Origin of the sequence: Rickettsia gravesii BWI-1 (genome assembly GCF_000485845.1) — a bacterium.
GTDB classification, from domain to species: domain Bacteria; phylum Pseudomonadota; class Alphaproteobacteria; order Rickettsiales; family Rickettsiaceae; genus Rickettsia; species Rickettsia rickettsii.
Map to the genome: position 1 here is coordinate 1 of NZ_AWXL01000026.1, position 14,913 is coordinate 14,913.

Here is a 14,913-nt window from a genome sequence, read left to right on the forward strand (position 1 = left end):
ATTACTACCTCTATGTCCGAGTGTATCACAAGAATTTGCAATTTACATAATTTACCTTAGCGTTATTGCTATAATATATGCATCACTCGTTGCTCTTGCTCAAAAAGATATGAAGAAGATGATAGCATATTCATCTATTGCACATATGGGATATGTTACGATAGGTATTTTTAGCTTTACTGAAGCCGGGGTTAGCGGAGCAATATTTCAGATGCTTAGCCACGGCGTGATTTCTTCATGTCTATTCTTAATAGTCGGTACTTTGTACGAAAGATTACATACAAAAGAAATAGCTAAATATGGTGGTGTAGCAAGTAAAATGCCGGTGCTTGCCGCATTTTTTATGATTGCAATGCTCGGCTCTGTCGGGTTACCCGGAACTAGTGGATTTATTGGAGAATTTTTAAGCCTGCTTGGGATTTATAAGGTGAATGTAGTAGCAACCTTTATAGCAGCTCTCGGCATAATCTTCGGGGTGGTTTACATGCTGAAATTATACAAAGAAGTAATGCTCGGTGAAATTACCAATAAAGAAATTATGCATTTCAGAGATTTATATAAATACGAAATAATCTCAATAGCTCCTTTAATATTATTAATTATTTACTTTGGTCTAATGCCGAGTTCTATTTTAAATGTATTTAGCTTATCGGTGGAAAATTTGCTGGTAAAATTTTAATTGCTTACAAAAAATATAAATGCTACTCTAATTATAGAACTTAAAAGTGAGATTTATATAAAAAAAATAGCAAAAGAAGCTAAAAAATAAACCATGAATTAAACAACGCAACTAAAAAACTAGGTCAAGAAGCTAATAAGGTAACAGGCATAGATATAAGTCATGTGGTAAATCCTGATGCATCAGATCATAAAAAAGCTTTAAGAGATACTCGTGAGAAACTTGGAATTGGTCATAATAATCAACAAGATAATACAGAATTAACTGGGACCACACCAGAAGAACATCATGAAAATTAAATTTATTAAAAAGCAACAGATGTCATACCGTGGCTTGACCACGATATCTAGTAAAATTATTAGTATTTTGAATTGCTTTTATGGATACCGTGGTCAAGCCACGGTATAACAAGGACATGCTATCACTTCATCAATTACAATTTAAAAACTTATTTGATCTAAATAATACTTTTCTTCCTTCTTCTATCACATATATAAAAGGAGCTAACGGTTGTGGGAAAAGCTCGTTGCTACGAATGATAGCAGGAATTATGCAACCGAGTAGCGGTAATATCTACTATAGAAACTGTAATATTAACAATATCGCTAAACTTTACTGCACTTATATCGGTCATAATTTAGGTCTAAAATCAGAAATGACTGTGTTTGAAAATCTAAAATTTTGGTCGGAAATTTATAATTCCGCCGAAACCCTATATGCTGCTATTCATTACTTCAAATTACACGACTTATTAGATACAAAATGCTATAGTTTGTCTAGCGGAATGCAGAAAATCGTAGCCATAGCAAGGCTTATTGCTTGCCAATCTGACTTATGGCTACTTGATGAAGTTGAAACTAACTTAAGCAAAGAAAATAGGGATTTACTAAATAATCTAGTTGTCATGAAAGCAAATAGCGGCGGTATTGTTCTTCTATCCTCTCATCTAGAAAGCTCTATAAAATCTGCACAGATATTACAGCTTGATTAATTATTATTGTTTTGCGTATTTTTATAAATCTCCCAATGTACAATAAAAAATATAAGGCTAACTATAATCCAAATTGAACAATTAATTATTGTACTTACAGCATGTGTTTTAGTAACTTCTATATATTTATTCTTATAACTAATTCTCTTGTCTTCTAGCTCTTTTGGAGGCAACCCTTTTAATTGTTCATATAAATCCTTATCATATGATTTTAGCTTTAAATATTGCTCATTAGTACTATATTTATGAGCTCCTCTTATTCCGGTAGGAATAATGTAATGAATGCATTAAATGTAATAGAGAGCGTTCTAAATAAAACTATAGTAGTAACAAAACAAACTACCATACTATAAATCTGTTTTATAAACATAATTTTTTAGTTTTTATAATTATTTACAATTAAGAGAATAAAAGTCAAAAAAAAAAGAAAAGCAATAATTAAATTACAAAGGTTTATGAAATCTCGAATGCAAGGTTCGAATTTTCATGATATATTTTTTTAATTTAACTTTTTTGAAATGAACCTATTAACAGAATCACAATAGCATAATACACGTATATATTCCGAATAAATGAAGAGTAATTAAACGAGTATATTACCTATACTCGTAATCTTTGTGTAGTTTACTAGCGAGTGCTTGTTCCCATCTATCACCATTTTGCAGTAATCTTTCCTTATCGTAAATAAGTGCGGTATGAGTTAGACTTGCAAACTCAAAATTAGGACCTTCAACTATTGCATCTACAGGGCAAGCTTCCTGACATAATCCGCAATAAATGCATTTTGTCATATCTATATCATAACGAGTAGTACGCCTGCTGCCGTCTTCTCGTTCGTCCGCTTCAATTACTATCGCTTGTGCCGGACAAATCGCCTCACAGAGTTTGCACGCAATGCAGCGTTCTTCACCGTTTTCATAGCGACGCAGGGCATGTTCACCCTTAAATCTTGGACTAACAGGGCTTTTTTCATAAGGATAATTTATGGTAACTTTGGGCTTAAAGAAATACTTTAAAGTCAAAGCCATCCCCCTTACTATCTCATATAGAAAAAACGATTTTAAATAGTTTATCATAAAAATTATTATATTAAAGATCGATGTATTTCTGCAGGGCATTGCCCACATGGATACTGAATCGTCATTGCGAGCAGCCGTAGGCTGCGTGGCAATCTCGTCAAATATCCTGAGATTGCTTCGTCAATTACTTCGTAATTTCCTCGCAATGACGGGTAAACCGATCAAGCAACAATGACAATAACATCTAAATACTCGGTAAATTATCTGTATAAACAAGCACGCTTGATACTAACACCACCCAAAATAAAGTTAGAGGTAAAAATACTTTCCAGCCAAGTCGCATTAATTGATCATAGCGATATCTTGGTAAGGTCGCTCTAATCCATAAAAAACAAAACAATAAGAATCCGACCTTAAATACAAACCAAAAGAACCCCGGAATACAATCTAACCACGATATATTAAAGGGCGGCAAGTAACCTCCTAAAAAGAAAGTCGTAGTCATTGCACTAACTAATATCATATTAGCATATTCACCTAGAAAAAATAAAGCAAATCCCATGGAGGAATATTCAACATTATAGCCAGCGACCAACTCCGATTCTGCTTCAGGTAAATCAAAAGGTAATCTATTTGTTTCAGCAAGCACCGAGATAAAAAACACGACACCCATAGGTAGTAGCATTAAATCAATCCACCACGGCATTGTTCTTTGTGCTTCAATGATCTCACTTAAATTGAGAGTACCGGTAGTAAGTAGCACAGTAATAATAACCAGTCCCATCGACACTTCATAAGAAATCATTTGGGCAGAGGAACGTATAGCTCCTAAAAAAGCATATTTTGAGTTACTAGCCCAGCCGGCAATAATAATGCCGTAAACACTTAAAGAGGAAATAGCAAGAATATATAAAACACCTACATTAATATCTGCCAGAACTACGTCCTTTGCAAAGGGTATAACTGCCCAGCCGATTAAACTTAATATAAAAGTTATCATCGGTGCTAAAATAAATAATATTTTATCGGAATTGGTTGGAATGATCGGCTCTTTGAATAAGAGCTTAACCGCATCGGCAATAGGCTGAAGTAATCCAAACGGACCGACAACGTTAGGCCCTCGTCGAAGCTGCATTAATCCAATAACACGACGCTCTGCATATGTTAAATACGCAACGCACAATATTAAAGGGATAGTAATTGCAACTACCTTTAGAGCGATGATAATTAACGGAAAAATATATTCAAAAAAGAGTTCTAGCATGATTGTACTCTTATTATGTCATTCCCGCAAAAGTGGGAATCCAGAAAATAATTTACAAAAAAAGATCTGGATTCCCACTTTTGCGGGAATGACATACGGGGTGAGAATAGCATATTTTTCATCATGCCGTCTCCTCGTCTCTTGCTTCCTTAGCCTCAACGCACTTAGCCATAGTGACCGAATTTTTACTAATCACGTCAGTCATATAATAATTAATAGGTTCTGTAGTTATAGGCTCTTTTGATAACTTATCTTTAGAGCTAAACTTACTAAATTTATTTTCTATAATTCTATCAATACTAGCAAATACCTTATATTCTTTAGCAAGCCTTACTCTTACTTCTTGCAAATTATCCATTCCGATATCTATTTTTAGATAACCGGCAAGCTCTTTAATAATTTCTATATCTTCTTTAGCTACCCCTACAGGCGATACTGCTTTTTCTGCTATTTGCGGTCTACCTTCTAAATTTACGTAAATTCCACTCTGCTCGGTATAAGCAGCCGCAGGTAAAATTACGTCAGCACTGTTAGCACCTACGTCCCCGTGATGTCCTTGATATATTATAAAAGTCGATTTCAGCTTATCAAATGGGACGGCGTCCACTCCAAGTAAATAAGCGAGTTCTAACTCTTCGAGCTTAATAGGAGTATTAAAACCAATATCAAGACCGCCAACTATAGAAGCGTGATTATGCAATATATTAAAGCCTTTCCAATCATCACGCATAATATTATATTCAGTCACTATCTTATGAATAAGCGACAATATAGCATATCCGTCATCTCTTGCATATACACCGTCACCTACTATAATCATCAGATATTTTGCTGCTTCTAAGGCTTTCGTAAACTCATGAGTACCAATGGCTAGTTCCTCAATAATCTTAATATCACTTCCTAAATCCTGAATTTTATAGGTTTGGTTATGCCCTCCACCTATTCTTGCTACTTTTAGTGAGTCGGCACGTACTCGCATACCTATTCTACTATTTAATACTGGAGCTATTTGCCTTGGATTTGCTCCGATTAGCAAACATAAATCAGCCTTTCCTATCTCTGCAATAGTAGTATTAAATAAATAATTGCCTCGCTGCGTGGTATCTAGTTTATAGTCAAACTGATTAACGCTGTAATTATTAGAGCCAAGCTTTTGCAATAATGTTTTTAACATAAACATTGCTTCGACAGAAGAGAGAGAACCAGCAATAGCAGCAATCTTTTCTGGTTTTACGGATTTTATTTTATCCACTACTGTCTTTAAAGCTTCACTCCAGCTAGCTTCTACTAACTTACCGTTTTTTCTGATATAAGGACGATCCAAGCGCTGATATTTTAAACCGTCATAACTAAAACGATTCTTATCCGAAAGCCACTCTTCATTTATTTCTTCATTAACACGAGGTAATATCCTCATTACCTCATCGTCTCTACTATCAATACGAATATTAGAGCCTTCGGCATCATGCACTCCAATGCTAGCGGTATGTTTTAGCTCCCATTTACGAGCTTTAAAAGCATAAGGCTTAGAGTTCAAAGCACCGACGGGACAAATATCGATCATATTACCGGAAATTTCGGAATCTAAAGTTTGCTCTAAATATGAAGTTACTTCCATGTGTTCTCCACGGTGAATAGCTCCCATTTCCTCTATTCCCGCTATATCGCTCGCAAATCTAATACATCTTGTGCATTGTATGCATCTAGTCATCGCTGTTTTAATCAGCGGTCCCATATATTTATCTTTAATAGATCTCTTATTTTCGTGGAATCTATTAGTACCTTTGCCATATCTGAAAGCCTGATCCTGTAAATCACACTCTCCGCCCTGATCACAAATAGGACAATCTAAAGGATGGTTAATCAGTAAAAACTCCATCACCCCTTCACGTGCTTTTTTTACCATAGGCGTATCGGTATGAATAACCATACCGTTACTTACCGGCATAGCACAAGCAGCTATAGGCTTTGGTGATTTTTCCATTTCAACCAAGCACATACGGCAATTACCAGCGATTTTTAGACGCTCATGATAACAAAAATGAGGGATTTCTTTTCCTGCTTGTGTACAGGCTTGATAAACGGTGCTACCTTCTGATACTTCTATTTCAGAGCCGTCTACGTTCAGCTTTATCATTTTTATTTTATCCAATAAGTCATAGGGTTTGGGTATGCTTTGTCTTCTATCATATATTTAAAACCGATGGCAACACGAAGTATATACCAAACAGCGAGTATAAAGTATAGTACTACTCCAATCATGATAAACGTAAATATAAAACATACAACCCACCCAAGAACCCCAAGGCAAAAAGTACGAAATAAAAACACGTAATGACTAATTGCAAAGTTATCACCTTTATCTTTGTTAAGATATGCAAAAAATACCCCGATTAACGGCAATATCGGAGCTACGATCCCGCATAAATATAATATATATACCACAATTAAATTTTTCTTACCGCTCTCGGTATATTCTTTAAGATGTTTGTCCATATTTTTACCTTTTTATGTCGTTCCCGTGTGGCGTTGTTGCATGGCTATCTGAGTTGTCATTGCGAGCAGCCGTAGGCTGCGTGGCAATCTCATGAAATAATAACAAACTCCCAAGATTGCGTACGTACAATTGCTACGCAATTTCCTCGCAATGACGATACCAGCAAACTACCCCTTCAAACTCTCTACCACAAAATACATAATACTGCCGTGCTTTATATAATTTATCTCATTATCCGTAAATATTTGCAATATTAAATCGATTGTTATTATCTCACCGGTTTGTTTTTTTATCACGCATTTAACAGGATTATAAGAGCTTATATTCTCGCTTAAGCCTGTAATGTCAATAGTTTCTGAACCGTCTAACTTTAAATCTAATCTTGTATTATTACCGGTAAAAGTTAGCGGCAAAATACCCATACCTACTAAATTTGAGCGATGTATTCGCTCAAAGCTCTCGGCAATCACTGCCTTTACACCAAGCAACCCAGGTCCTTTTGCTGCCCAGTCTCTAGATGAGCCGCTGCCATATTCTTTACCTGCAAAAATCACTACCGGTACATCATGAGCTTTGTAGTCCATAGCTGCATCGTAGATAGTTTGCTGCGTGCCGCTTAACTGGTTTATGGTAAAACCGCCTTCTACACCTTTACACATCTCATTTTTTATACGAATATTAGCAAATGCGCCACGCATCATTACTTCATGATTTCCTCTACGTGATCCGTAAGAGTTGAACTCTAGAGGCTCTATATGATGGTCTGTTAAATATTTAGCAGCAGGGCTGGTTTTACTAATACTACCTGCCGGCGAAATATGATCGGTAGTAATAGAATCACCGAGAATTGCTAGAATTTTTGCAGATTTTATATCTTGTATATTATTCTTGCTGCCTATATCCTCAAAATAAGGTGGATTATTAATATAGGTACTATTCTTATTCCAGTTATAAGTAGAACTATTAGTAACCTGTAAATCTTGCCACTCTTTCGTTCCGCTAAATATATCAGAATATTTTTCTATAAACATAGAGGAATTAATTGAATTTGCAATAACTTCATCTATCTCTTCTTTGCTTGGCCAAATATCTTTTAAATAAATATTTTCTCCTATGGGCATACTTGTTAGATCTATATTAAGAGTGCCGCTAAGTGCATATGCTACGACTAAAATAGGCGAACCGAGATAGCTTGCTTTAGTAAGCGGATTAATGCGCCCTTCAAAATTCCTATTACCGGATAAAACAGAAGCAACAACTAGCCCGTTTTTGTTAATAGTTTCCTCTATTTCCGGATTTAGAGGTCCAGAATTACCAATGCAAGTAGTGCAGCCGTAACCTACTAGATTAAACCCTAATTCATCTAAATATTTATCAAGACCGCTAAGCTTCAAATATTCCGTTACGACTTTTGAACCAGGAGCAAGAGAAGTTTTAACCCAAGGTTTTACCTTTAACCCGTGTTCTAGTGCTTTTTTAGCAAGAAGTGCGGCACCAATCATAACCGAAGGATTAGAAGTATTAGTACAGCTAGTAATTGCTGCAATTACCACATCGCCGTTACCGATTTCGTAATTCTGATTTGCTACGGCATATTTTTTATCAATGTCTTTATTTTCTAAAGCAAAATTCGGTAATTCATATTTAAAATTACTTGCTACATCGTTTAAGTTTACTCGATCTTGCGGACGTTTTGGACCAGCAAGTGAACTATGTACCGTAGATAAATCTAGCTCTAAAACCTCGGTATATTCTGCCGCATGTTCAAAATCATACCAAAGATTCTGCTCGGTTGCATATTTCTCTACTAATCTGATTTGCGTTTTTTCTCTACCTGTTAGCTCTAGATATTTTATAGTTTCTTGATCAATCGGGAAAAAGCCGCAAGTAGCACCGTATTCAGGCGACATATTAGAAATAGTAGCACGATCGGCAATCGTTAGGTTTTTAAGCCCCTCACCGAAAAACTCGACAAATTTACCTACTACTTTCTTTTTCCGCAACATCTCGGTAACGGTTAAAACTAAATCGGTTGCGGTAGCTATGCCTGTTAATTTTCCTGTTAGTTTTACCCCAATTACCTCCGGCAGGATCATAGTAAGAGGTTGACCTAGCATGGCAGCTTCTGCCTCTATTCCGCCGACTCCCCAACCAAGCACCGATAAACCGTTTACCATAGTTGTATGGCTATCCGTTCCAACTAAACTATCAGGATAAAGGGTGCCGTCTTTATGCCACACAACTTTTGCTAAATATTCTAAATTTACCTGATGACAAATACCCGTACCCGGCGGCACTACTTTAAAATTATTAAATGCTTGCTGCCCCCATTTAAGAAATGCATAACGCTCTATATTACGTTTCATTTCCATTTGAACATTTTTATCGAATGAATCCTTAGCTGCATAAGAATCAACGCTTACGGAATGGTCTATTACCAAATCAACAGGAATAAGTGGGTTAATTTTTAACGGATCGCCTCCTATTTTCTTCATCGCATCACGCATAGCCGCCAAATCTACAATAGCAGGCACACCGGTAAAGTCCTGCATCAAAACTCTTGCCGGCATAAAATCTATTTCCGCATCAGATTTTTTAGTTTTCAGCCATTCTTTAAATACAAGCAAGCTTTGCTTTGAACCATTAGAACGTAATACATTCTCAAATAATACTCTTAAACTATATGGAAGCTTTTTTAAGGAAAGATCGATATCGCTTGCCGCTTTATTTATATCGTAAATTTTGTATGAAGTATTATCGACTGATAACTCTTGTATATATTCTGAATTATGTACTTTTGACATTTGTTTCTCACTTGATTATGTGGAATGAACATCGTCATTGCGAGCAGCCGTAGACTGCATGGCAATATCAGGAAGTTTGACAAGATTGCCGCGTCGTTTCTCGCTCCTCGCAATGACGGAAACAAGCCTTGCAATGACATTAAAATAACCTTATCCCAAAACATAGATTTTTCAAACAAATTAATGTTAATCTGATAAAGGTTTTTGAAGATCGAGAAGCTTAGTTGCTATTTCCGCTTCACTTAAATTCGTAACGTTAATAGCCGTTTCCGTAGCTATATTAATATAATTTGCCGTTACTTCGGTTACACCGCCGGAAATAAGATAAGTGTTTTCGGATTTATGCATATCATCTATATAAACCTGCACTAAACCGGCTTTTAAACTAACAATCATCGGAACGTGACACGGCAGCACTCCAAACATACCCTCCTCACCCGGCATTGTTACCATTTTAGCTTGCTTTTCAAATGCAATACTTAAAGGAATAATTATTTTGACTAGAATTGTTGCGTTCATAGAATAATATAGTAAAATTACTACGTCATTCCCGCGTAGGCGGGAATGACATCAACGTCACTTCAACGTCTGCGCCTTCTCTATAGCCTCGTCTATAGTTCCGACCATATAAAAAGCAGCTTCCGGTAAATCATCGTATTTACCCTCTACAAGTCCTTTAAAGCCTGCGATAGTATCGGCTAGATTAACAAATTTGCCTTCAACTCCAGTAAATACTTCAGCGACACAGAAAGGCTGCGATAAGAAACGCTGTATTTTTCTAGCACGTGCCACGGTTAGTTTATCTTCTTCGGATAGCTCATCCAGACCTAAAATAGAGATAATATCCTGCAACGATTTATAAGTTTGTAAAACCTGCTGCACTTGTCTTGCTACACTATAATGTTCTTCACCGACAATCATCGGATCAAGTACCTGCGAATTACTATCTAACGGGTCAACTGCCGGATAAATCCCAAACTCGGCTATCTGACGGCTAAGTACCGTTGTAGCATCTAAATGTGCAAAAGAAGTAGCAGGAGCAGGATCAGTTAAATCATCCGCCGGTACATATATAGCCTGCACGGAAGTTATTGAGCCGTGCTTAGTAGAGGTGATACGCTCTTGTAGTTCGCCCATATCGGTTGCAAGAGTAGGCTGATACCCTACCGCTGACGGAATCCTACCGAGTAACGCCGATACTTCAGAACCTGCTTGAGTAAAACGGAAAATATTATCTACAAAAAACAAAACATTTTGCCCTTCATTCATATCTCTAAAACTCTCCGCAATGGTCAGACCGCTTAACGCAACTCTTGCCCTTGCTCCCGGCGGCTCGTTCATTTGTCCATAAACTAAAGCTACTTTTGACTTTTCAGGCTCTGCAAGGTTAACAACACCCGAATCAATCATTTCATGGTAAAGATCATTACCTTCTCTAGTTCTCTCACCGACTCCTGCAAATACCGTATAACCGCCGTGTGCTTTAGCTACGTTATTAATAAGCTCCATTATAAGCACGGTTTTACCGACTCCTGCACCACCGAATAGTCCTATTTTACCGCCTTTAGTATAAGGAGCAAGTAAATCAATAACTTTAATACCGGTTACTAATATATTACGCTCGGTTGACTGATTGGTAAAATCAGGAGCAGGCTTATATATAGAAGAAATATTTGAGCTTTTAATGTCTCCTTTACCGTCAATCGGCTCACCTACAACATTCATAATACGCCCAAGCGTCTCAGTACCTACAGGAATACGAATAGGACTGCCTGTATCTATTACTTCTACGCCCCGCATTAACCCTTCCGTAGAATCCATAGCAATACAACGCACCGTGTTATCACCTATATGTTGTGCTACTTCCAGTACTATCCTTTGTTTATCGTTATAGCACTCTAGAGCATTTAAAATTTCCGGTAACTCACTGTTATTCGTAAATTTTACATCCACCACCGCTGAAATAATCTGAGTAATTTTTCCAATATTTTTTGTCATGATTTTTGCTTTTGTTAAAAAATATACTACAAATAAAATGAAGAACAGATAGACGCAGTTTAATATGGAAAAGAGCAAGGCGTTTCATATTTTTTGACCGCAGCGTACATACTAGTACGTGAGGATCAAAAAATATGAAACAACGACGCCAATTTTTCAAATTAAACGAGTATATCTAAACTGCTTCTGAACCGGCTATAATCTCTATTAATTCCGTAGTAATAATAGCCTGTCTTGATCTATTTAGCTTTAAAACTAACTTGCTTATTAAATCATTAGCATTATTTGTTGCATTTTCCATAGCGGTCATTCTAGCTCCCTCCTCACTTGCTCTACTTTGTAGTAAAGCATAATTTATTTGGGAATTCACATATAAATTAATTAGATTAGAAATGAGATTCTCTCCCTCATATTTATAATTATAGTCAATTGATTTGGACTTGCCTACTATGTCACTCGTCGCTCTCCTATTATTTATAGGCTTCGCTCCTCGTTCCTTGTATCCGAATCCGACTAAATTAACTATAGGATTATCTATCATAGAATCATCCTGATATTTTGCTACCGGTAAAATCTGTTGTCTAGTCATAATTTGAGTCATTGCGTTCTTAAATTTATTAAAATATATAACACAATTACTAACTTCTAGATTTTCTACTGCCGACATAATTTTTTGTTTCACTTGTAGCATCAGATTTTCATCATGAATTTTGGGTAATTCAAAATAACTATCAATATAATTTACATATTGCCTTTTTAGTGCTTCGTAACCTTTTTTTCCAATAATGATAAGTTTTATTTGTTCACCTTTATTTTCTAACTCTTTAATATCATTCTTAACTTGCTTAATTATACTGTAATTAAACGTTCCGCATAAACCACGCTGTGATGTCATAACTATTAATAAATTTGCTTTATTCGGCACGGTATTAAAAAATTTCTGCTCTTCTATAGAGAACTCATACATATCAATTGATAATATAGCAGACATCATTTTACTAATAGCCTCAATATAAAAATTTGAATTGGCTATCTGACTCTTTATTTTTGTCATTTTAGAAGCTGATACTAGTTGCATTGCTTTTGTAATCTTTTGTGTAGATTTAACACTTTTAATTCTAGTTCTTAACTGCTTTAAATTTGACATATTTATTTAGTATTTTTATGTCATTGCGAGGAGCGAAGCTTTGTTGCAATCTTGTCAAATATCCTGAGATTGCCACGCTCCTTTCAGTCGCTCGCAATGACGATTTAGTATCCACACAAAAACAATATCATCTTATTTAACAAATTCCTTAACGAAGTTTTCTAAAAATGCTTTTAGTTTCTGCTCGGTTTCTTCGGTTATACGTTGCTCGTTTTTTATTGATTCCAAAATATCTTTTTTATTTAACCTTATCTCCGTAAGCATTTTATCTTCAAATTCTTTTACTTTCTGAAGCGGGACATCATTTAAATATTTCTCAGTTCCGACATAAATACTTACTATTTGTTCTTCTACCGGAAAAGGATGATATTGAGCTTGTTTTAATATCTCAACTAATCTTTTACCGTGATCGATTTGTGCTTTAGTGGCAGGGTCTAAATCTGATCCAAATTGCGAGAAAGACTCAAGCTCTCTAAATTGAGCAAGCTCTAGCTTTACCGAACCTGCTACCTGCTTCATAGCCTTTATTTGTGCTGCAGAACCAACACGACTTACCGAAATACCGACATTAACGGCAGGTCTTACGCCTTTATAAAATAGCTCACTTTCTAAGAAAATTTGACCGTCGGTAATCGAAATAACATTTGTTGGGATATACGCGGATACGTCACCTGCCTGCGTTTCGATTATAGGAAGAGCAGTAAGTGAACCGCTGCCTTTTTCCTCTGACATTTTAGCAGCACGCTCAAGCAACCTTGAATGCAGGTAGAACACGTCGCCAGGATAGGCTTCTCGCCCGGGAGGTCTTCTAAGTAATAATGAGATTTGTCTATATGCAACGGCATGCTTACTTAAATCATCATAAATAATAAGTACGTGCATGCCGTTATCACGAAAATATTCGCCCATACTACAGGCAGAATAAGGGGCAATGAATTGAAGAGCTGCAGCTTCCGAAGCAGTAGCCGAAACAATGAGTGTATAGTCCATGGCTCCGGCATCTTCTAGTTTTTTTACTATTTGTGCAACACTTGATCTTTTCTGCCCAATAGCTACATAAATACAATAAATTTTATCACTTTCATTAGTAAGTGCATGAGCTTGTTTTTGATTAATAATAGTATCAACGGCTATAGCCGTTTTTCCGGTTTGCCTATCACCGATTATTAACTCTCTTTGTCCTCTACCTATTGGGATTAACGAATCTATAGCCTTTATTCCGGTTTGTACGGGTTCACTCACGCTCGTTCTTTCTATTATCCCCGGAGCCTTCATCTCGATATGTCTGTACTCTTTACTTGCAATATCGCCTTTGCCGTCAATAGGATTACCTAGAGCATCAACAACACGACCAAGCAAAGCCTTTCCTACCGGTACTTCTAAAACTTCTTTAGTTCTTTTGACATTATCACCTTGCTGTACTTGGTTATCATCCCCCATAATTACAGCACCGACACTATCGTTTTCCAAGTTTAAAACAAGGCCCTTAACACCGGATTTAAATTCTACTACTTCACCGGATTTTACATTAGCAAGACCGTAAATTTGGGCTATACCGTCACCGACGGTTATTACCTGCCCTACTTCCTCAAGCTCACTTAAGCAATTAATATTAGCTATTTCCTTTTGTAATATTTCAGCTACTTCAATAGGCTTTAGTTTCATGTGGTTTATGTCTCCTAATTTTCTTGTCATTGCGAACGAGCATTGCCCGTGTGGATACCGAGTCGTCATTGCGAGCAGCCATAGACTTCGTGGCAATCTCATAAAATATCCTGAGATTGCTTCGTCAATTACTTCATAATTTCCTCGCAATGACTATATAAATATCTATGCAGCAATATTAACTGTCTTTAAAGCTTTCGTTATTTTCTCTAAACTACCTTTTATTGAGTAATCTTGCAACATACTATCATATTTAATTACAATACCGCCAATAATAGTACTATCTATATCAAATAATATTTCTGTTTTTTGATTTAATTCTTTTTCTATACGAGATTTGATCCACTCCTGCTCTTTAGGTTGTAACTTATTTGCAGAAATAACCTGAACTATCTTTATATTTTTACTTTCATATAGTAAAGTATTATAAGCATCTACTATATTAGATAAAATAGCAGTACGAGAATTTTTTACCAATAACAATAAAAAATTTTGTACTATTGTGCTAATTTTGATATTTTTTGCTAACGAATTGACTGCGTTAATTTTGTCGTTCTTATTTACTATAGGAGAAAATAGGAACTCTCTAATATCAAAATTATCGGTAATTATACGGTTTATAGAAATAATTTCTTCAAAGATCTTATCTTGTATATTATCAACCATAGCGTTATTAAATAACGCTACTGCATAACTCTCGATTAAATTACCTTTGTTCATTTTCTTAATTTATATCTCCGAAGTAAAATGAAACGTATATATGAAGATCAACTTCAACAAGAGCAAGGAGTCTATAAGGCGAGGAGCGGAGCATATACTTAATACGTGAGCACCACAGCTCTTATAAGA

General features: G+C 35.9%; 13 protein-coding genes. 3 read left to right on the forward strand and 10 right to left on the reverse strand.

Annotated elements, in window-relative coordinates; genetic code table 11:
- From RGRA_RS0107525 to ccmA, 3 genes are all read left to right on the forward strand, one after another.
- The coding region (locus RGRA_RS0107525) for an NADH-quinone oxidoreductase subunit M (RefSeq protein WP_024547400.1) at positions 1–679 on the forward strand (679 nt) is incomplete at its 5' end.
- A 164-nt stretch (positions 680–843) separates the two neighbouring features.
- Complete coding sequence (locus RGRA_RS14190; protein WP_017442665.1) at positions 844–978, forward strand: hypothetical protein; 135 nt, start codon at positions 844–846, stop codon at positions 976–978.
- A gap of 116 nt (positions 979–1,094) precedes the next feature.
- Positions 1,095–1,670, forward strand: coding sequence for a heme ABC exporter ATP-binding protein CcmA (ccmA, locus tag RGRA_RS0107540; RefSeq protein WP_017442666.1), 576 nt, complete (start codon positions 1,095–1,097; stop codon positions 1,668–1,670).
- A gap of 596 nt (positions 1,671–2,266) precedes the next feature.
- On the opposite strand, the gene nuoI is transcribed toward ccmA, so the two are convergent.
- The 10 genes from nuoI to atpH form a co-directional block, all read right to left on the reverse strand.
- Positions 2,267–2,746 (reverse strand): NADH-quinone oxidoreductase subunit NuoI, encoded by a 480-nt coding sequence (nuoI, locus tag RGRA_RS0107550; protein ID WP_017442668.1) that lies wholly within the window; start codon positions 2,744–2,746, stop codon positions 2,267–2,269.
- 187 nt (positions 2,747–2,933) lie between these two features.
- A complete protein-coding gene (gene nuoH / locus RGRA_RS0107555) occupies positions 2,934–3,953 on the reverse strand; it encodes an NADH-quinone oxidoreductase subunit NuoH (protein ID WP_017442669.1) in 1,020 nt (339 codons plus the stop codon).
- Positions 3,954–4,074: 121 nt separating this feature from the next.
- Positions 4,075–6,090, reverse strand: coding sequence for an NADH-quinone oxidoreductase subunit NuoG (gene nuoG, locus RGRA_RS0107560; protein WP_024547401.1), 2,016 nt, complete (start codon positions 6,088–6,090; stop codon positions 4,075–4,077).
- Positions 6,091–6,092: 2 nt separating this feature from the next.
- Positions 6,093–6,449, reverse strand: coding sequence for a DUF4870 family protein (locus RGRA_RS0107565; RefSeq protein ID WP_017442671.1), 357 nt, complete (start codon positions 6,447–6,449; stop codon positions 6,093–6,095).
- Between the two features lie 168 nt (positions 6,450–6,617).
- Positions 6,618–9,254 carry an aconitate hydratase AcnA gene (gene acnA, locus RGRA_RS0107570; protein WP_017442672.1) on the reverse strand — a complete coding sequence of 879 codons (2,637 nt, stop codon included), beginning with the start codon at positions 9,252–9,254 and terminating at the stop codon, positions 6,618–6,620.
- A 186-nt stretch (positions 9,255–9,440) separates the two neighbouring features.
- On the reverse strand, positions 9,441–9,773 hold the full coding sequence (locus RGRA_RS0107575) for a F0F1 ATP synthase subunit epsilon (RefSeq protein WP_017442673.1): 333 nt from the start codon (positions 9,771–9,773) through the stop codon (positions 9,441–9,443).
- 57 nt (positions 9,774–9,830) lie between these two features.
- On the reverse strand, positions 9,831–11,252 hold the full coding sequence (atpD, locus tag RGRA_RS0107580; protein WP_017442674.1) for a F0F1 ATP synthase subunit beta: 1,422 nt from the start codon (positions 11,250–11,252) through the stop codon (positions 9,831–9,833).
- A 175-nt stretch (positions 11,253–11,427) separates the two neighbouring features.
- Positions 11,428–12,399 (reverse strand): ATP synthase F1 subunit gamma, encoded by a 972-nt coding sequence (gene atpG / locus RGRA_RS0107585; protein WP_017442675.1) that lies wholly within the window; start codon positions 12,397–12,399, stop codon positions 11,428–11,430.
- A 132-nt stretch (positions 12,400–12,531) separates the two neighbouring features.
- Positions 12,532–14,064 (reverse strand): F0F1 ATP synthase subunit alpha, encoded by a 1,533-nt coding sequence (gene atpA, locus RGRA_RS0107590; protein ID WP_017442676.1) that lies wholly within the window; start codon positions 14,062–14,064, stop codon positions 12,532–12,534.
- A 165-nt stretch (positions 14,065–14,229) separates the two neighbouring features.
- Complete coding sequence (gene atpH, locus RGRA_RS0107595; RefSeq protein ID WP_017442677.1) at positions 14,230–14,784, reverse strand: ATP synthase F1 subunit delta; 555 nt, start codon at positions 14,782–14,784, stop codon at positions 14,230–14,232.
- Between the last annotated feature and the right edge of the window lie 129 nt (positions 14,785–14,913).